This is a genomic window from Anabaena sp. UHCC 0451 (assembly GCF_034931405.1).
In the GTDB taxonomy this organism is placed as follows: domain Bacteria; phylum Cyanobacteriota; class Cyanobacteriia; order Cyanobacteriales; family Nostocaceae; genus RDYJ01.
Genome location: NZ_JAYGHA010000034.1, coordinates 26,147 through 45,307 on the forward strand (window position 1 = coordinate 26,147; position 19,161 = coordinate 45,307).

Annotated in this window: 18 protein-coding genes; 8 read left to right on the forward strand and 10 right to left on the reverse strand. The window is 35.2% G+C overall.

Annotation, left to right across the window (positions count from 1 at the left end; translation table 11 throughout):
• Nucleotides 1-49 precede the first annotated feature (49 nt).
• Nucleotides 50-1,492: a phosphoglucomutase/phosphomannomutase family protein gene (locus VB694_RS20850; protein ID WP_323362248.1), complete on the reverse strand. Its 1,443-nt coding sequence runs from the start codon at nucleotides 1,490-1,492 to the stop codon at nucleotides 50-52.
• A gap of 144 nt (nucleotides 1,493-1,636) precedes the next feature.
• The gene (gene purN / locus VB694_RS20855; protein ID WP_323362249.1) at nucleotides 1,637-2,284 is read right to left on the reverse strand and encodes a phosphoribosylglycinamide formyltransferase; all 648 of its coding nucleotides are present in this window, start codon (nucleotides 2,282-2,284) and stop codon (nucleotides 1,637-1,639) included.
• Between the two features lie 36 nt (nucleotides 2,285-2,320).
• Here purN and VB694_RS20860 point away from each other — a divergent pair, with 36 nt between their 5' ends.
• On the forward strand, nucleotides 2,321-3,211 hold the full coding sequence (locus VB694_RS20860; protein WP_323362250.1) for a sugar ABC transporter permease: 891 nt from the start codon (nucleotides 2,321-2,323) through the stop codon (nucleotides 3,209-3,211).
• Between the two features lie 171 nt (nucleotides 3,212-3,382).
• On the opposite strand, the gene VB694_RS20865 is transcribed toward VB694_RS20860, so the two are convergent.
• From VB694_RS20865 to fraC, 3 genes are all read right to left on the reverse strand, one after another.
• Complete coding sequence (locus VB694_RS20865; protein WP_323362251.1) at nucleotides 3,383-4,162, reverse strand: ABC transporter permease; 780 nt, start codon at nucleotides 4,160-4,162, stop codon at nucleotides 3,383-3,385.
• Between the two features lie 156 nt (nucleotides 4,163-4,318).
• Nucleotides 4,319-5,329: a septal junction protein FraD gene (gene fraD, locus VB694_RS20870; RefSeq protein WP_323362252.1), complete on the reverse strand. Its 1,011-nt coding sequence runs from the start codon at nucleotides 5,327-5,329 to the stop codon at nucleotides 4,319-4,321.
• A gap of 41 nt (nucleotides 5,330-5,370) precedes the next feature.
• Nucleotides 5,371-5,922: a filament integrity protein FraC gene (gene fraC, locus VB694_RS20875; protein ID WP_323362253.1), complete on the reverse strand. Its 552-nt coding sequence runs from the start codon at nucleotides 5,920-5,922 to the stop codon at nucleotides 5,371-5,373.
• Nucleotides 5,923-6,225: 303 nt separating this feature from the next.
• Between fraC and VB694_RS20880 the strand changes: the two genes are divergently transcribed.
• Nucleotides 6,226-7,362 (forward strand): cob(I)yrinic acid a,c-diamide adenosyltransferase, encoded by a 1,137-nt coding sequence (locus tag VB694_RS20880; protein WP_323362254.1) that lies wholly within the window; start codon nucleotides 6,226-6,228, stop codon nucleotides 7,360-7,362.
• Nucleotides 7,363-7,492: 130 nt separating this feature from the next.
• Here the strand turns inward: VB694_RS20880 and VB694_RS20885 are convergent, their stop codons facing one another.
• On the reverse strand, nucleotides 7,493-8,317 hold the full coding sequence (locus VB694_RS20885) for a DUF4351 domain-containing protein (protein ID WP_323362255.1): 825 nt from the start codon (nucleotides 8,315-8,317) through the stop codon (nucleotides 7,493-7,495).
• A gap of 154 nt (nucleotides 8,318-8,471) precedes the next feature.
• Between VB694_RS20885 and VB694_RS20890 the strand changes: the two genes are divergently transcribed.
• Together VB694_RS20890 and VB694_RS20895 are read left to right on the forward strand one after the other, a co-directional pair.
• Nucleotides 8,472-8,699, forward strand: a complete 228-nt coding sequence (locus VB694_RS20890; protein ID WP_323362256.1) for a hypothetical protein — start codon at nucleotides 8,472-8,474, stop codon at nucleotides 8,697-8,699.
• Nucleotides 8,696-9,088 carry a type II toxin-antitoxin system VapC family toxin gene (locus VB694_RS20895; protein WP_323362257.1) on the forward strand — a complete coding sequence of 131 codons (393 nt, stop codon included), beginning with the start codon at nucleotides 8,696-8,698 and terminating at the stop codon, nucleotides 9,086-9,088. Before VB694_RS20890 ends, VB694_RS20895 begins: the two co-directional genes overlap by 4 nt.
• A 207-nt stretch (nucleotides 9,089-9,295) precedes the next feature.
• Here VB694_RS20895 and VB694_RS20900 read toward each other — a convergent pair whose 3' ends face one another.
• Nucleotides 9,296-13,084 (reverse strand): Eco57I restriction-modification methylase domain-containing protein, encoded by a 3,789-nt coding sequence (locus VB694_RS20900; RefSeq protein ID WP_323362258.1) that lies wholly within the window; start codon nucleotides 13,082-13,084, stop codon nucleotides 9,296-9,298.
• 429 nt (nucleotides 13,085-13,513) lie between these two features.
• The gene (ribBA, locus tag VB694_RS20905; RefSeq protein ID WP_323362259.1) at nucleotides 13,514-15,187 is read right to left on the reverse strand and encodes a bifunctional 3,4-dihydroxy-2-butanone-4-phosphate synthase/GTP cyclohydrolase II; all 1,674 of its coding nucleotides are present in this window, start codon (nucleotides 15,185-15,187) and stop codon (nucleotides 13,514-13,516) included.
• Between the two features lie 236 nt (nucleotides 15,188-15,423).
• Between ribBA and VB694_RS20910 the strand changes: the two genes are divergently transcribed.
• The 3 genes from VB694_RS20910 (at nucleotide 15,424) to VB694_RS20920 (ending at nucleotide 17,025) form a co-directional block, all read left to right on the forward strand.
• Nucleotides 15,424-15,783: a type II toxin-antitoxin system RelE/ParE family toxin gene (locus VB694_RS20910; protein WP_323362260.1), complete on the forward strand. Its 360-nt coding sequence runs from the start codon at nucleotides 15,424-15,426 to the stop codon at nucleotides 15,781-15,783.
• Nucleotides 15,780-16,112, forward strand: a complete 333-nt coding sequence (locus tag VB694_RS20915; protein ID WP_323362261.1) for an XRE family transcriptional regulator — start codon at nucleotides 15,780-15,782, stop codon at nucleotides 16,110-16,112. Before VB694_RS20910 ends, VB694_RS20915 begins: the two co-directional genes overlap by 4 nt.
• A gap of 64 nt (nucleotides 16,113-16,176) precedes the next feature.
• Nucleotides 16,177-17,025, forward strand: a complete 849-nt coding sequence (locus tag VB694_RS20920) for a site-specific DNA-methyltransferase (RefSeq protein WP_323362262.1) — start codon at nucleotides 16,177-16,179, stop codon at nucleotides 17,023-17,025.
• Here the strand turns inward: VB694_RS20920 and VB694_RS20925 are convergent.
• Together VB694_RS20925 and VB694_RS20930 are read right to left on the reverse strand one after the other, a co-directional pair.
• Nucleotides 17,017-17,640 carry a ScaI family restriction endonuclease gene (locus VB694_RS20925; RefSeq protein WP_323362263.1) on the reverse strand — a complete coding sequence of 208 codons (624 nt, stop codon included), beginning with the start codon at nucleotides 17,638-17,640 and terminating at the stop codon, nucleotides 17,017-17,019. The genes VB694_RS20920 and VB694_RS20925 overlap by 9 nt on opposite strands.
• A gap of 3 nt (nucleotides 17,641-17,643) precedes the next feature.
• Nucleotides 17,644-17,865 carry a helix-turn-helix transcriptional regulator gene (locus VB694_RS20930; protein ID WP_323362264.1) on the reverse strand — a complete coding sequence of 74 codons (222 nt, stop codon included), beginning with the start codon at nucleotides 17,863-17,865 and terminating at the stop codon, nucleotides 17,644-17,646.
• Between the two features lie 221 nt (nucleotides 17,866-18,086).
• On the opposite strand from VB694_RS20930, the gene argC reads away from it, so the two are divergent.
• On the forward strand, nucleotides 18,087-19,145 hold the full coding sequence (argC, locus tag VB694_RS20935; protein ID WP_323362265.1) for an N-acetyl-gamma-glutamyl-phosphate reductase: 1,059 nt from the start codon (nucleotides 18,087-18,089) through the stop codon (nucleotides 19,143-19,145).
• The last annotated feature ends 16 nt before the right edge of the window (nucleotides 19,146-19,161 follow it).

Consider the following 19,161-nt stretch of genomic DNA (forward strand, 5'->3'; position numbering starts at 1 on the left):
GATGAATAACCCAATTACCAATTACCCATTACCCATTACCTATTACCTATTAATTTGATTCCGCCCAAGTTTTTGCCCAAGCTAGAGTTTGATGAACTTGTTTTATTGTGGGTGCTTCACAATAAAGGCGTAAAACTGGTTCAGTACCACTAAAACGAATCATTAACCAACTTTGATCAGCAAGACGGAATTTATAGCCGTCAATTGTATTGCAATCAATTACTTTTTTACCATCAATTTCTGTTAAAGGTTGGGTTTGTAATTGTTGTAATAAACGTCCTCTAACTTCCATGCTGGCCAAAGGTAAATCTATGCGATCATAGGCTGAGGAAAAATTAGTTTGTTGTTGCAATTGTTGATAATATTCGCCTAAATCTAAACCCGATTCTACAACTGCTTCTAACACATACAACGCTGATAGTAAAGCATCTCGTTCGGGAATATGGCTACCATAACCAATACCTCCAGATTCTTCACCACCTAGTAATACTTCTGTTACTAACATTCTATCAGCAATGTATTTATAACCAACTGCGGTTTCAAATACAGATAGATTCAGTAATTTAGCGACCAGGGGAATTAAATCAGAACCGCTGACTGTTTTGACAATTTCTCCTGTAAAATTGCGTCTGCGGGTGAGGTGATCAATTAAGATGGGGATTAATATTTGGGAACTGAGAAAATTAGCGTTTTTGTCTACTGCTGCAATGCGATCGCAATCTCCATCAAATACTAAACCTACCGTTAAACTTGAGTTATTACTTTCTCTATGATTTTTGATTTCTGCAAATAGTCGGGAAAGGTATTTTGGCAAAGGTTCGGGCGCACCTCCTTCAAATAAAGGATCACGGTTGCTGTTAATTTCTTTGACTTTTTCGCCTAATAATCTACCCAAACCACTGGCAGCTGCACCGTGCATGACATCAACAAATAATGTTAATTTACCTGATGATATTGCTGCTCTAATTTCGTCAATATTCACTTTCTTTTCTAAGGCTTGACAATAACTAGGCCAGGGATCAAAAGTTTCTTCTTTTCCTGGAGTTGCTGAGTTTGCCACTTCCACCGTTAACAACTCTTCTATCTCTTTAGTAACTTCTGGGGGTACAGAACCGCCAAAAGCACTCTTGACTTTTAGACCTAAATATGTGCCGGGATTATGACTGGCAGTGATGACTAACGCACCTAAAGCGTTGAGGTCTTTTGCAGCCCAGCTAAAAGCCGGGGTTGGGGCGTAAGTTTCGCTAAATAACACATCAAAACCAACTGCTTTGACAGCATCAGCGACGACACGGGCAAATTCTTCCGCCATAAAACGGCGATCGTAACCGACAATGATGGTACGGCTACCCACTGTAGAATAATACGTATTATATAAGACTTGGGCTGCAACTGGGGCTACTATGGCTAGGCGCTCAAAGGTAAATTCCTCGCCAATTACCCCCCGCCAGCCATCTGTACCAAATTTGATTGGGCTAGTTAAAATTGGCATTGATATATCCTAAATTTCTAACTGAGGATTGTAGCATTTATACAGGGGATTGGGGATTGGGGATTGGGGATTGGGGATTGGGAAATAGATATTAAAGTTATTCTCCCTTGCGCCCCTGCTTTCTTAGCTGTCACCTGTCACCTGTCACCTATTCCCTATTGCAGCGATCGCTAATGGTAAAATACGATGTTCCTGGATTTGGATTCTCGCGTGTAGTGTTGCTGCGGTATCATCTGGCAATACAGGTACTGCGGCTTGCATCAAAATCGGACCACTGTCCATTTCTAAACGCAGGAGATGTACAGTACAACCAGTTATTTTTACCCCTGCGGCTAAAGCTTGTTCAACAGCCCGCACACCTTTAAAACTAGGTAATAAGCTGGGATGGATATTAATAATTTTATCAGGAAAAGCATCAATTAACTCTTGCGTAACCAAACGCATCCAACCGGCCATAATTACTAAATCTACATTATATTGCTGTAAAGTTTTGACAATTGCTCTATCCAAATCTTCGCGTTTTTTATAATCACGGTGATTTAACAATACTGCTTCCACTCCTCGATTTGCTGCCCTAACTGCTGCCTTTGCGGAGGGGTTATTATAAATTAAAACTTGAATTTGGGCGTTGAGTCTTTCTTCTTGGATAGCTTGGGCAACTACATCAAAATTACTGCCATTTCCAGAAGCCATCACTCCCAGTTTTAATGGCTTAGTTGGTTGTAAATTGTTGGTAGAAATGTCGGGAGAAATTAGGCTAGATGATGTATCAATCGGGTAATATTGACTCATAAAATTATAAATATTGTCTGAATTACTAAGATTACCATGAAAATAACTCGTTCTTCTTCTAAGCAACTGCTAGATAATGATACAGTGGCTGCCTGGGTTTTTCTCACACCAGCATTAATTTTGTTAGGCTTATTTGTAATTTGGCCAATTACCTATTTGTTTTATCTGAGTTTTACTGCGGGTAGTTTTACCTCAACCGGGACTTATTTAGTAGGCTTCAAAAACTATTGGCGTTTGTTACTAAACTCTGATTTTTGGCAAGTTATTTTTAACACTGCTTATTTTACTCTTGGGAGTCTTGTTCCCAGTTTAGTTATTCCCTTGGGATTAGCAGTATTATTAGACCGTACTTTAGCTTTGCGGGGTTTGTTACGAAGCGCCTATTTTCTACCTTCCATTATTTCCCTAGTTGCTGCTGGTTTAGGATTTCGCTGGTTGTTTCAAAATACTGGTCCTGTTAATGGACTCTTAAATTTTTTTGGTGTTGCACCCATATTCTGGTTAGGTGATACTTTTTGGGCAATGCCAGTCATAATTTTATTTAGTATTTGGAAACAAATAGGTTTCAATATGGTGGTTTTTTTAGCTGGTTTACAGGCTATTCCTCCCAGTCACTATGAAGCAGCAGAAATGGATGGGGCAAATGCTTGGCAGCAATTTTGGCACATTACCTTACCAGGTTTAAGACCAACTTTAATTTTTACTACAGTGACTACGGCAATTTTTACATTGCGAAGTTTTGAACCTGTTTATGTGATTACAGGTGGTGGTCCATTAAATTCTACTAATTCGTTGGTTTATTACACTTATCAAGAAGCTTTTGCTCAATTTGATTTTGGTTATGCCGCAGCAGTAGCAACAGTATTGTTAGTTGTAACTTTGGTATTAGTTTATTTGCAGTTAAGAACTTGGGGAGAAGATTCATAAAAATGTCAGAATTCAGGTGAGGCGATAAGATCCCCGACTTCTTTTGTTTATTGTGTCCATAAATAATAAATTGATCTTAGAAGTCGGGGATCTGGGTATGAACTGTTGCTATAGCTGAATACTTACATAAAAATTAAAAATCTTCTGCCTTTTAACTCCTGCTATCTGTGATTAAAACTCTTTTTTCAAGAAGATAAAAATAGCGATCGCTAACAACATGAAACTATAAAGTAAACCATAACCTGCATGACTGATGAGTGTCATAGTGTCTGGGATTGCTTGCAGTCCATAAACGGCATCATTTTTTAGATCTAAGCGAGATAAGTCGGGAAGTATGAGATATAAACCTTGGGTAATTCTTTCGACACCAGGGTTTTGACTAAGGCGGCCAAGTGCAACTAAATCTTTGCTAATATTCCCCATTAAATAGACTGCAAATGTTAAAGCAGTTGCTATTAGGGAACTTGTAAAAACACCTAATGTGATAGCGACAGCGGTAATTAAGGTCAATTGCAAAAATAAGAACAATATAGCAATTAAAATACTGGTGATGGGATAAGAAATTTTACCAAGTTGTAAAAATACCAGATAAATTGCTGTCATTGCCGCTATGATTACTCCCAGTACACCGGATAATCCTAAGTATTTACTGGTGATAAATTCACTACGACTGATAGGTTTAGCAATTAACATTAAAATAGTGCGCTTTTCAATTTCTTTGTTAACTAGTCCTGTACCTATAAAGATAGCAACAATTAAACCGATAACGTTCATGACTGCCAAACCAAAGTCTAAAAAGATTTTTTCTTGAGTTGTGGCGGCAAATTCAAAAATTGCGCGGTTAGCGACAGCAAGAATAATGGCATAAAAACCGATAATGTAGAGGATGCGATCGCGTATCACTTCCTGAAACACATTTTTTGCCATGACAAAAGTTCTGACTGGATTCATAGTTTTTGGTGTTGTGGATTTTGTAATTTTTAGGTTTTAATTTACCTTTGGGGGTTAAAGTCCCCCTGCTTCTACAAGCAGCGGGTTTTGCATCGGGGTAAAATCCCCGTTGTAAAACGTAATTCTAAATTCTAAATTCTGCATTCTTTTAATTGTTTACTGTTGTGGTGGTGGTGAACCCAGGAAAAATCTGCTATTGCGATCGCATTCAATTTCTGCTAATGCGTTTTTATTTTCTGGATTTTTAACTGTGGCAACTGGTTGAATGCGACAAGATTTTTGCAGATAAAAGCCCCTGGGATTTGTACTTGGACCTTGCCAAATACTGAGGATATCTAATCTATATCCAGATTGGACATTGACTACACGTGGTTCAATTCTCCATAGTCCCTTTTCTTCGTATTTATCCAGGTTTTTGTTAATCATACTGTTCCCCAAATTGCCAACTTGTTGGTTAGCTTCTAGTAACCATCTTTCTACTTCTGACCAAGGTCGGTTATCTATTTGTTCTTGTATTAACGGTTGAATTTTATTTAATAACATATTACCGTTTTCTGGTCTTTTAGATTTTGGTTCTAGTCTAATGACAAAGGTGCTACGTTGAAAATTATCTGCTGATAAACTGGGATATTCTTTTAACCATTTATCTATAACAAAATAAAACTGAATCCAGCAACTTATTAACATAGACCAAGCCAGCAAAACGATAATTTTTTGCCGCATTTCTAACTTAGGAAGAGTTGCTTTTGCTGATGTACCTGTTCCTGCGAAAAATTCCGGTATTGATGTAATAATTGCTGCAATTGTTGGCCAAAGAACTATAGTTCTAGTTGTAATTACGTTTTCTTGATGTCCAAAGGCAAAAACACTAACTAAAAAACCAGTTATTAATGCTCCCACTGGCATGAAAGTACCAGGAACTCTAGCAGGATCATCTGTAGTATACCAAGCTGTACCAGCAATTAAAAATCCCCAACCTGTGAGGGCAATAATACTTTTTATTGGGCCTGTTGCAAAATATGAAGTTACCCAAGAAAAAATACTTAAGTAAATAAATGTTTGCCAAGAAAAAGCCTTGGGAGGCATTAAAAGTTTTTGAATTCCCAAAAATAAATCTTGAATAAATTTAAATAGAACAATTACTTCTTTAAACAATGATGAATTCATGTTTTTCTTACCTATTTAATCAGAGTGAATGTGAGTTATAATTACTTAATTCCTATAGCCAAATTACGAATTATTAAAATTACTGTAATAGCCGTATAACTCAGTGAATTTGCAATTAATGTAGTAGTAATTAAATTGTTATTTTTTAATTTTAGTTTTTCATTCCTGAGTATTTTTTGACGCTGGGAGGTTTCTGTTACTTCTTCCTTTTTACCACTTTCATCTAAGGTAATAATCAATAGTTTTAAAAATATAAACTTTACCAAAAAAGTAGCAAAGAAAATCATAAACCCGGTGAGAATTATATAATTTTGGGTTCGGGGATTTTTGAATGTGTTAAAAAAAACGTAGCTAATTAGTTCCGATTTGATGGGTAAAGATAATATTGGTTCGATCAGAAAAAATACATTCCAGCCAATAACGCTGGAAAAAACGTTCATAGCTATGGCATAAAAAATACTGGTTTTTTTGTCAAATTTTAGTGATCTATTGAGAATGTAGCCTTCTAAGGAAATGGCAATTAATAAAAATAAAGTCTCAAACAAAATCGCCCCAATGGGTAAAATTCTTGGTATTGATAATTCGTCAGACATAAAGCATCAATAAATTTGGGATTTGAAATTTTGACTTGAACCCAACCCGGTGAGGATGGAACTGAAGGATGTTAGATATTGAACAGCTAAACTGTAGAAAGTATAACTGAGATAATACGGATGATGGTGGAAATTATCTCATTCTTCTTACCATTTTTGTTCTGATTGTGCCAGTATATTTTTAATGATATTATTAATACATATATTTATTTCTAATACTGAGGCATGAGGTAAAATTATTCTACCTAATTAGCCAAGAGGTTCGGTAAAATAAGAAACTGCCACGTTACAGCTTTTTCAAAAATGACAAGAAATGGCATCGGTATTCGCACAGCGCAAGTGCGTTCTGAACGTCTCACGGGTCAAATTCACGTTTATGATGGTGTGGGTAAAGGTAAGTCCCAAGCGGCTTTAGGGGTGGTTTTGCGCTCGATTGGGTTGGGAATAAATGCACCCAGTAATTCCAATCGTGTCTTACTGTTGCGGTTTTTGAAAGGTCCAGAACGTGATTATGATGAAGATGGGGCGATCGCAGCTTTACAGCGTGGTTTTCCCCATTTAATCGATCAGGTTCGCACGGGGAGAGCCGAGTTTTTTGGCTATGATGAAATTACGTCCTTTGACAGAACCGAAGCTGCAAGGGGTTGGGATGTAGCTAAGGGTGCGATCGCTTCTGGGTTGTATTCAGTTGTGGTTTTAGACGAAATTAACCCGGTTTTAGATTTGGGTTTACTACCCGTTGATGAGGTGGTACAAACTTTAAAATCCAAACCCCAGGAATTGGAGATCATTGCGACTGGACGCGCTGCACCGCAAGATTTATTAGATATTGCGGATCTACACTCGGAAATGAAACCCCAGCATCACCCCACCGCAGCAGCACTTTTAATTGAAGGCATAGAAATTTATACAGGTGCAGGTAAAGGAAAGTCTACCAGTGCTTTGGGTAAGGCTTTACAAGCCATTGGCAGAGGTATTAATCATCCTGGTTCGACTCGTGTATTAATTATGCAGTGGTTAAAGGGTGGTAGTGGATATACTGAAGATGCAGCGATCGCAGCTTTACAACAATCCTATCCTGAAGTAGTGGATCATTTACGCTGTGGTAGAGATGCGATAGTGTGGCGTAATTCTCGCCAAGAATTAGACTATGTAGAAGCAGAAAGAGGTTGGGAAATTGCCAAAACTGCGATCGCATCTGGTATTTATAAAACCATCATTCTCGATGAACTCAATCCTACAGTTGATTTAGAATTATTACCTGTTGATCCCATTGTTCAAGCTTTGTTACGTAAACCAAGAGACACGGAAATCATTATTACTGGCCGCTGTCAAAATCAACCTGCATATTTTGATTTAGCTAGTATTCATTCTGAGGTTTATTGTCATAAACATTATGCAAATCAAGGTGTAGAACTGAAGCGGGGGGTAGATTTTTAAACCGATGAGAATAAGATCCCCGACTTCTTAAAGAAGTCGGGGATCTGGTTTTTTACATCAAATGTGTATAGCGTAACTTCAGCCATGATATTTTTATTTGGGTTGAGAAAACCTAACCCAAAAACTACTATTAATGATGATCTTCTTGATTTAACCAATTTACTAAATCAGCAATTTCGGAAATATTAAACAACGCTGCACCTAAATTTTCTAGCTGTTCCACAGGTAAAACTTTAACTCTGTTAATTATTTCGGAATCAAGTTTTCCAAAGCGTTGATTAAGTAACATTAGACAAAATTTAACTGCCTCTTTTCCTTCTCCTTTCTGGAAAATATCCTGATAAATTACTGATTCTTGCATAATATCCTCACTCAATAATTGACGAATAAAATCTTTTTCAAACCGCAAACCAGCTAAAATCTCTGTGTAAGCTGCAATATCCTGTTTAGTTTCCCTATCTACAATTTTAGCAACATTATTGGCAATCTGGGATAATAAACCTTGGGGTGAATTTGTCCGCGTTAATGGTGCTAATGGTAATAATGGCAGATTATTTAAAAATAATTCTGGTTCTTGTTCCCACATTCTGATTACACGGTAACGGTGTGTTGTTGTTTCGTTAACATATTCGTCGGTAAAAACAATGGGATCATCTGTTTCTTGTAAGAAAATCACGACTTGAGTAACCGGAACTTGATATGTACGAATTAATCTTACCGAATAGTCTAACTCTCTAAAAGGAATAGGAGGTTTAGATTGTGGTTTGGTTTGAAATTCAAGATGTAAAATGCGATTTTCTGTTTGTAAGAAAGTGACAAAATCAGCGCGAATTGGTTCTATACTCAATTCGGTTTTTAAGACTTTGATGGTTTTTGGTTCTTGGGGAAGTAACCATTTAGCAAAATCAAAGGGATATTTTTCTGCTAGTAGTTTACAAACGTTGTCAAAACTCATAGGGTTATTAATATTGATGTGACAATGAGGATGATAAATTAATGTGTTATGATATATTATCACTAATTAGGTAAATCAATTTTACTAATTTGTTTATGAGATTCAGAAGTAAATTAAGCGAAAATGGGTTTAAAAGCAAAGGAGATAATTAACTATGCTACAAACTGTTAAAGGAATCTACCGCAATGGAAAAATTGAGTTAGCTGAAATTCCTGAAAATATTTTAGAAAGCCAAGTTTTAATCACTTTTATAGAAACTAAAACATCAGAAAATATTAGTGTCAAAAGTTCAACAGAGGAATTATTTAATCCCCTACGTGGTAAAGTCCAATATTTTGAAGATATCACCACACCCACAACTGAAGAATGGGGGGAAATATGACCTTTGTTTTAGATACTTGTGCTTTAATTTGGTGGAGTCTTGATCCTGATAAACTCTCTGTTTCCGCAAAAGCAGCTTGTGAAAAAATGGAAGCTGAAAAAAATGGTTTGGTTGCTTCTATTTCACTTTGGGAAATTGCCATTAAAATTAAAAATCAAAAGCTAGATTTAGGAGTTCCTGTAACCACTTATCTGGAAACTTTACAAAAATCTGATGTGATTACCATAATTCCCATTGATGAAAATTTATGGTTAGAAAGTGTTGCTTTAGAATGGAGTCATAAAGATCCCGCAGATCGTGTTATTGTTGCTTTATCTCAAAAATATCAGGCTGATTTAATTACAGCAGATAAAATAATCATGGAATTTTATAATTCAGTTATTTGGTAAATATTAATATTTTGATTCTATCATTCCGTTTATGGTTTTGTATGTTAATTAGGATGATAAAATTAAATTGTCAAATTGTCTGATAGCGAAGCGTGGCGTTAGCCATATCAGGATTTCCAGGATTTAAGGATTTACAGGATGTTATACCAATTCACGAAAATCCTGATAATTATAAATTAATCGTAGGGGTTTAGTAATGGTAAATCTCTACGCGCTAGAACTTTCTATAATTTTAATTTCTTCTGGTTCTAAATTATAAAGTTGATAAACCATTTGATCAATTTCTGCTTCTAATGTGGTTGTATCTGCATTCGGATCTGATTTTTTAGCAGTTAGTATTGCTTGTACTTTAGTAACTAGTTGTTTTTCAGATTCACCCTTTTCATACTTTATTGGTAATCTTTTTAAATCATTTAACCTAATTTGTGGCCGTTTTCCAACTTCCATTCTAATTATTCTTGTTTTTTGAGCATAATATGTAAATAATTTTGAATTTAGCAAAGCTAAAACATACAATAAATTATTTGATGATAGTCCAGAACTACCAGAACTATTTTTAATACTAATACTATAATAGCTTCTGTTATAAACAAAAGGCTTTTCGGAATACGTACAGCAGAGATGATCGCAAGATTGTCGGATCAAAATTTTGGGGTTTTCAAATGTTAATTCATCTCCTATACCCAATACTTTAGGATTATTTCTATTATTATTCTTAGCTTCTTTTTTATATTCTTCGTTTCTCTGATTTAGCAAGGGTATATCAAATCTAAACCATCTTGTTGGCATAGGTTCGCAATATTTGCTAGGAACTGATTTACTTCCTTCTAAATATTCATAAATCTTAATATTTTTTTCATTTGTCATAGAATCTATAACAAATCCTTGCTCTTGAACACCAATACTTTCTCCCGTCCTAATAAGTTTATAAGGAAAATAAAATTCTAATGTTTGATTATTAGTTTCAAATTTTTCTATAATTGAGTTGTAATTATCCTCCGGTAAATAAAATTGATATCTTTTATCTACATTGTCCCAAATTTTCTGATCAACTAATCTAAATTCATCATCTAAACCATTTATTAAAACACGAACTTTGTTAGTATTAATTATTTTTCTTTGATTATATGGTAAATATTTAAATAGTAAAATAAGCTGTCCACTACCAACATCTTCAAAAGAAGATAACCCATTTACCACCTCAATTATGAGTGTATTGTTTATTAAAATTCTCTTAACACCAGTATAAAAATCTTCATAAAATGAAATGTCAGTTATAAGACATGATATAGAATTTTCATTTCCAATTAAAGTAGATTTTTCTATAAAAAACATTGCAGAATTAAATTTACCGTCTTTTTTTGTATCTTTTGCACAATCATATTGATTTTTGAAATAATTAATTACTTCATTAGAAATTATAACTCTTCTTCTACCATGATAGGTTATGTAAGGTGGATTTCCAATCACGACATCAAAACCAATAAAAACACCTTCATCATTCAACACTTCAGGAAACTCAAAACGCCATTCAAAAGCATTTTCATAAATTTTACGGTTTTCCATATCCTCAATCTCAACCCGTAATTTATCAATCTCATTATTTAACTTAATAATCTTTTTTTCACGGGTATTTTTTTCTACTTTTGTTTCTTCAAATAAAGACTGTTGATCCTTATGCGTTAAATTATCAAGTTCACCCTCTAATCTTCTTAACTTAGTTTGATTGGGATCACTTCCCTGTAAAGTAGTTTTAAAATTACCCTTAATCTCCTTAATTAATCTTTCCATTTCCCGCTTTTGCTCCTTATTTTCAGCATTGCGGTAAGTTTTTACAGCATTTTTATAATCTTCTATAGTGTATTTCTTCTTACTTAAAGCAATTCGCAAATTAGCATCTAACGAAAACCGACTAATTAAAGAATTACCACATTTAATATTAATATCAATATTCGGTAAAGTCTCCAGTTCTTCCATTTTCCCCTCTCCTCGCAGGAGAGGGGTTAGGGGTGAGGTTTTATAATAAGCATTTTTTAAAAGTTCAATCCATAACCGTAACCGACATATCTTTACAGAATTGGGGTTAATATCCACACCAAATAAACAATTTTCAATAATCGTTTGTTTTTCATGAAATAGAGTTTCTTGTACTCGTTGACTTTCCTGATTTTTCGGATTATACTCAAATAATAAACCATCCTCATCAATCACAACTAACTCATCATTAGCAACCTCAAAACTATATTCCTTTAATCTCTTACCTTGTCTATCCAGTAAAATCTTTAACTCACTTTTAATAGCAATAATTTCATTTAAAGCAGAAACTAAAAAATGTCCTGAACCCACAGCAGGATCACATATTTTTAAACTATTAATAATCTCATTAGCTGCTTTTTTATCCTCTATTTTATTATATAAATCATCAATAGTTTCACAATTCCAACCTTGAATATCATTAAATTTTTGTACAACCGCTCTTCTAATAGTTTCCCGACACATATACATGGTAATAAAACCGGGAGTAAAGAAAGAACCATCTTTATAACCATTAATTTTCTCAAAGATTAAACCCAATACAGAAGCATTAATTAACCTTTTATTTTCTTCCTGAATTTCTTCCCCAGTATCACTACTAAAATTGTAAGCATTGAGAAATTCAAATAGATATTCTAAAGTATTAATTTCACCAGTACGTTTTTTACCGTTGTTGTCTTTTAGAATAGTACCAGGAAAAATTTGCAATTTCTCATTTCTCAAATTACTAATACAAATAGTTTCTTGTTCAATCTCTGTAAGTTCAAACAAAGAACTATTCAAATAAGGAACATGATAAAATATCTCTTGTAAATTTTTACTTCTTTCTTGTGGTTTACGAGCTAAAACACTAAAAAATAGACTATTGAGATCATCATAATTTGTGACTTTTTGTAAATTCAAAAATCCCCAAGACGAATCATTTTTATGATATCTAATTAATTGAGCTTCCAATAATTTTAAAAACAGGATTCTATTCATCCAAGTAATTGCTAATTCTAAACTCAGATTAAAAAGTTGTTCTTGATAAGTTTCTCCAAATAGTTCCGGTTTTTCTAAACGAGAAATTTTATCTAAACTATCAACTTGGGAAATAGCATTTTCTATTAATGAACCAATATTTCTATCATCTTCCTTTTTCCGCTGAATCAGCTTTTTACCACCTTCCTTAGTTTCTACCAAACCGATAATATGTAATAATTCACTGTAAAATCCTTTATCAAGAGTATTACTATCATTAGTAAAAGGTAATTTTAATAAATGTTCTGGAGAAAGTAGCTTAAACAGCGAAATTAACTTATGTTCATCTGGATTTTTACCAGGTTTTAAATATTCCTGATATTCTCGAATATCAAAATGTGTAAAAGTAATCTTATCTGCAATTTCAGCAATAGCAGGTTGAGCAATTTCTCTATAGAAAAATTCAGTCTTTTTGCTACTTAATCTCTCCTCTTCAAAATCATTAAATTGTTGAACTAAAGATTTATTACCAATAAATAAGTTTTCAAAAGTCTGAGCATCAAAAATAAACCATTCGTAAATATTAGTAGCTATTAAATATTTAATTTCTAAATTTTTCTCTATTAGACGTTCTCTCAAAAAATACAAAACTAATTCCTGAAATGCTTTAGTATTCAGATTGTCAAGTTTTAGCATTTCGCTTTTGTTAGTTGGCTTTTTAAATTCTAAAATTACCCCCACATTACTTTTAGCATCTTTACCATTATGAATAACTAAATCATTACGTCCCTTAGTATTAATAAAATGATTTCCACCATAAAAAGTATTCTTTAAAAAATCCACAATCAGATTCTTATGAAATTCTTCAGATTCAAATTCATTAATTTTATCAAGTAGATTTTGCAGATGACTTTTAAAATTCTCCACATCATTTCTAAAAGGATTAACTTTCAGAAAGGCTTTATTTAGTGCTTCTCTTGGTTGTTTTTTTAATAAATTCATTTTTTTACACCTTGATATTTACTATAGGTAGTTTTTATTGATTTCTATTCTTCATAAGGACAGGACTTACGCAACTGGTACATTGGTAGATTTTCCTCGTTGCATCTTTTTAAATCCTCAACCCATTAATAAAAGGAATAGCACCATATCGCCCTAACAGATAACCTTGTTGTAAAGATTCATCTTCACGAGGTCGAAAATCAAGTCTAAATTCATACTCTCTGGGCGATTATAAAGATGCCTCCGGCTCCCGTTAGGGATACGCGGCTACACAGACAAAACCCACCTATTCCTTCTGTCCCGTAAGGGATACGTGGGTTCAGATATTTGTGGGATTACTCAAGCATACAGAAAGAATAAACAAAAATAAACAAATAGCTCTAGCCGTAAAACCAGAGCTATTATCAATGTGTGGAAATTCGGAATATCCTACTTACTAAAACTATAAATCTGTTGTGTCTCCAAGCGATCGCTCAAGGATGAAGGTAGTACATCAGAACTGAAAATCTGCCGATCTAACTTTACTTGTAAATTACTCAACGGATCACTACCCGAAGAAACGAGAAAATCTAGCTGATGGACATAGGGTAAATTCACCAAATCATCGAGAATTTGACCAATTGCTTGCAGGTAAGGATGTCCTTTCTGTTGATACCAATTAGCATCAGCAATATTTGCCTGGTCAAAACCCAAATGTACAGTTAATGATGGTTGATCAAATAAAGCAATTCCTAATGGTCTTGCTTCTTCCTGTAATAGTAAATGATTATTTTTTGCTAAATGTCGCAGTTTTTCTAAACGTTCATAACGTGTTGTCACCAATTCCGGTTCATCTTCCCAGTGTAATGCTACTGTCACCAGATAAGTTTGTAACAACATATGTCCTAACTTCTTGGCTTTAGTCGCTAGATAATAAGAGTTGTAATCATTAGACTCTATCAACAAAGGAACACGATCAACTACTTCCAATCCATAACCTTTAACGCCAGCAATTTTACGGGGATTATTAGTAATCAAGCGAATTTTTTTAACACCTAAATCCATAAGAATTTGCGCCCCCATGCCATAATCACGCAAATCAGCGGGAAAGCCCAAACGTTCATTAGCTTCTACTGTATCCAAGCCCATATCCTGCAAAGAATAGGCTTTTAGCTTGTTGATTAAACCTATACCCCGTCCTTCTTGACGTAGGTAAACAACGACACCTTGACCAGCATTTTCAATCATTTTCAATGCTGCGTTTAACTGCATCCGACAATCACAGCGTAAAGACCCCAAAGCATCACCAGTTAAACATTCCGAGTGCATCCGCACCATCACGGCTTCATCTCGAAAACTTGCGGGATCACCCTTGACAATAGCTACGTGTTCAGTATTATCTAAAGTGTGGCGGTAGCCGTAAATATCAAATTGCCCAAACTGGCTAGGTAGCTTCGTGACGATTTCTCGATACACTAAACGATCATTTTGCAGACGATAACTAATAAGATCAGCAATGCTAATAATTTTTAGTTTATGGGTTTTGGCATATTCAACTAGTTGCTGTAATCGTGCCATTGAACCATCAGGATTTTGAATTTCACAAATTACCCCAGCAGGGTATAATCCTGCTAATCTTGCTAAATCAACCGCCGCTTCCGTATGTCCTGCCCGTTTGAGAACACCGCCAGCTTTAGCCCGAATTGGGAAAATATGCCCAGGACGGCGTAACTCTTCAGGTTTTGTGGCTGGGTTGAGAGTTACTTGAATAGTGCGAGCGCGATCTTCCGCTGAGATACCTGTGCTAACACCCAAATGAGGTCCAGCGTCAATGCTGACAGTGAAAGCAGTTTGGTTAGTATCTGTGATGTTACTCACCATTAATGGTAAGTCTAGTTCATCCAGGCGATCGCCTGTCATAGCCAAACAAATCAACCCTCTGGCTTCCACAGCCATGAAGTTAATCATGTCAGGCGTGGCAAATTGGGCGGCGCAAATTAAATCACCTTCATTTTCTCGATTTTCGTCATCTACCACCACAATGACACGACCGGCTTTGAGGTCTGCTAAAGCGGCATCAATAGAATCAAATTTAAAGGTTTGGGTAATATTAGGCTCTGACACAGGAAATTCTAGCTACCAACGTAAATTTTTTTAACAATTTCTTATTGTAAATTGTAGCCTGTTTATCGAAACTAGAGATTCTGTACAATGATTTCTGTCTATTTAGCCTGACTAATGACGAATATGTAAATAATATTACAATTAATCCAGATATTTAGAGCAATCAAGCTAGTTTAAGTTTGTTTTCGCCTTGGTTTAGAGCTATGATTTATTACATCAACGTAATATAATAGAACGTGAGTTGGGAAATAGAATATACGAATGAGTTTGAGCTTTGGTGGCAGACTCTTACAGAAGAACAACAAGATGATATTGTCAGCATTGTTCAACTACTGGAAGAAAAAGGAACTCAATTACCCTTTCCTTATTCATCCGATGTTAAAGGTGCAAAAAATTCCCACCTCAGAGAGTTGCGTATTCAAAGCGGTGGTAAACAAATCAGAATTTTTTATGCTTTTGATCCGCGACGAGTGGCAATTTTACTTATTGGTGGAGATAAAACAGGAGATAAGCGATTTTATGAAAAATATATTCCCATAGCAGATCGTCTTTATGAGGAATATCTTGAAGAAATTAGTCGGGAGGGTTTAATATGACAGGACATAAGAAGTTTAGCAATCTTACTAAAGATTTCTCCGCAGAAAGAAAAGCCAAAATTGCCACTCAAACAGCTAAATTAAAACAGGAAATGGCATTAGCTGAATTGCGCCAATCTTTAAAAATGTCTCAAACTCAATTAGCTGAAAAATTGCAAATTAAACAACCTGCTATTTCTAGATTAGAAAATCGTAATGATATGTATGTTAGTCATCTGCGACAAGTTATTGAAGCTATGGGAGGAGAGTTGAAAATAACAGCAATATTCCCTGATGTGGAAGTGACAATTACTAATTTTGAAGATTTGGCGATGGATATTGATGATTAATTATTTGCTAATTTATGCTAAACTTTTTTTTCACGGTTGATTTACTTCTTAAAAATCATCGTTTATGAACCCATCTGATATAGTTAAATATTTAGGTAAACCTTACTTTCAAACATCTAATTGCTTTATTTACAATTTAGACTGTGTAGAAGCAATGGCAATGTTACCAGATGAATTTATCAATCTGACGGTAACAAGTCCGCCATATAATATTGGTAAAGAATATGAAAATCCCTTACCATTAGATGATTATATAACCTGGTGTGAAAAGTGGATTACAGAAGTTTATCGTCTTACCTCATCTGATGGCGCTTTTTGGCTAAATTTAGGTTATTTATCCATTAAAAATCGTGCTAAAGCAATTCCTATTTCCTATTTGCTTTGGGATAAAATTCCTTTTTACTTAATTCAAGAAATTGTTTGGAATTATGGTGCTGGTGTGGCGGGAAGTAAGTTCTTTTCACCTAGAAATGAGAAATTTTTGTGGTATGTGAAAAATTCAGAAACTTATACTTTTAATCTTGACGATATTCGTGATCCTAATGTTAAATATCCCAATCAGAAAAAGAATGGTAAAATCAAAGTAAATCCTTTAGGTAAAAATCCTACAGATGTTTGGGAATTTCCAAAAGTTACTTCTGGTAAAAACCGATCTTCCCAAGAAAGAACACCACATCCTGCACAGTTTCCCGTCGCTGTAATTGAAAGAATAATTAAAGCATCTTCAAATCAAAATCAAATAATTTTAGATCCATTTTTAGGTTCAGGTACTACTGCTGTGGTAGCTTTAGATTTAAACCGTGTGGTAATTGGTTTTGAAATTCGTGAGGAATATTGTGATATTGCTGCTAACAGAATTGATAATTTTTTGAGTGAGAAAAATAGTAAATTTGAACAGCTATCGCTAATTTGATAAAGGTAACTCAAGCAATTTATAGCGTTTTACATCTACACTTAATTTTGCTTGTTGTCCAGTTGCAGATGTTTGTCCTTGCCAGTCTTCTTGATCTATCCAGCCAAAACGCACAAGTTTTATTTTGGGATTAGTCAATAATAGATTATCAGTTTGTTTTGTTTTCTTTTCTATTTTTTCAAAGTTAATGATGAGATAGTATCCTGATTTACTTTTCTTGGTTTTACCAGTAGTGCTTTTTTGAGCATAACTCCTATTACCAAAAAAATCACGAGGACTAGAAGATGTTTTAATTTCAACAGAAAAACTGTCATCTGGGATATAAACTAAATCCTTTTCTGTAGTATTTTGTTCTCTTCTCCATACCTGGGGATATTTACTAGATAATTCTAAGGGAATCAGTTCATGTAACAGTGAACCTATAATTTGTGGACTCGGAAATATATCCTTTCCTATTTTATATCCGCGACTGGTAATACTAGATTCAAATATTTCCTCCCATACGCTCATAACAATTTCATATATTTCATTAACATCTAGAGGATGTTGTTCTATCAGTTCTTTAGTTTTATCTGCCCACTTTTCAACAGGAATACCAAAATAAGGAGATACCATTTTTTAATCTAAACCTTTTAATAACTCACTGGGGGACATTCCCAAAGCGTGAGCAATACGAATTATGTTTAATAAAGCAACATTTCTTTCACCACGTTCTACACCACCGATGTAGTTGCGATGTAGTCCTGAGAGTTCTGCTAACTGTTCTTGTGAAAGACCTTGAGCTTTTCTAATGGTGCGGATATGTTCACCAAATTTTTGCAGTTGAGAATTTTCTGTCACATAAAAAACATAATCTTGACTGAGATGAGTTTCTACACACTATGAGTGTGATTTTCTGTAAAGATATTTCCCAGATATAAATTGATATGTACGCTAAAAGAGGATCTTTGCTATACAATGCAGCGAAAGTTCAATAATAATTCAGTTATTACCAATTAGCTAACAACCTGATTGATGATAGCTATATTAGATTAACCAAAAGCGGATAAGGATTTCATAACATGGGTAATGTAAGGCGCGTACCAGTTGGAATTGTTGGCGCGTCAGGTTATGGCGGAGTGCAACTAGTCAGACTCCTGATGGATCATCCAGAAGTTGAACTGGTTTATTTAGGTGGTGAAAGCAGCGCCGGCAAAACATTTGCGGATCTTTACCCCCATCTGGGTAGTATAGTTAACCTCAAAATTGAAGCGGTAGATCCAGAAATTATTGCGAGTCGATGTGAAGTAGTCTTTCTTTCTCTTCCGAACGGTTTAGCTTGTGATATTGCGCCTAAATTGCTAGAGAAAGGCTGCAAAGTGCTGGATTTGAGTGCAGATTATAGATTCAGTGACTTGAAAACTTATACAACTTGGTATGGGACTCAAAGAAGCGATCGCACCATTGCAGAAACAGCAGTTTATGGCTTACCAGAATTATATCGCGATCGCATTGCCGAAGCTCAACTCATTGGTTGTCCTGGTTGTTATCCCACAGCCAGCTTACTTGCACTTTCCCCACTCCTCAAACAAGGTTTAATAGTTCCTGAAACAGCCATTATTGATGCTAAATCTGGCACATCTGGGGGCGGCAGACAAGCCAAAGTCAACCTGTTGTTAGCCGAAGCAGATAACTCCCTGGGTGCTTATAACGTCGGTAGACACCGCCACACCCCAGAAATTGAGCAAATTTGCAGTGATTTGGCAGGACACGAAGTTACAGTGCAGTTTACACCTCATTTAATCCCAATGGTACGGGGGATTTTAGCAACCGTGTACGCCAACCTCAGAGATCCGGGTTTAGTGCGTGATGATTTAATTACAATTTACACTGCATTTTACCGTAATTCCCCTTGGGTGAAAATCTGTAATAGTGGCACTTACCCCCAAACCAAATGGGCGTGCGGTAGTAATGTTTGCTATATAGGTATAGAAGTTGACCCTCGCACCCGCCGCGTTATTGTCATGTCAGCCATTGACAACCTGATTAAAGGCCAAGCCGGACAAGCAATTCAGTGTATGAATATCATGTTGGGTTGGGATGAAACCTTGGGGTTGCCCAAAGTTGGGTTTTATCCATAAAAGGGAACAGGGAACA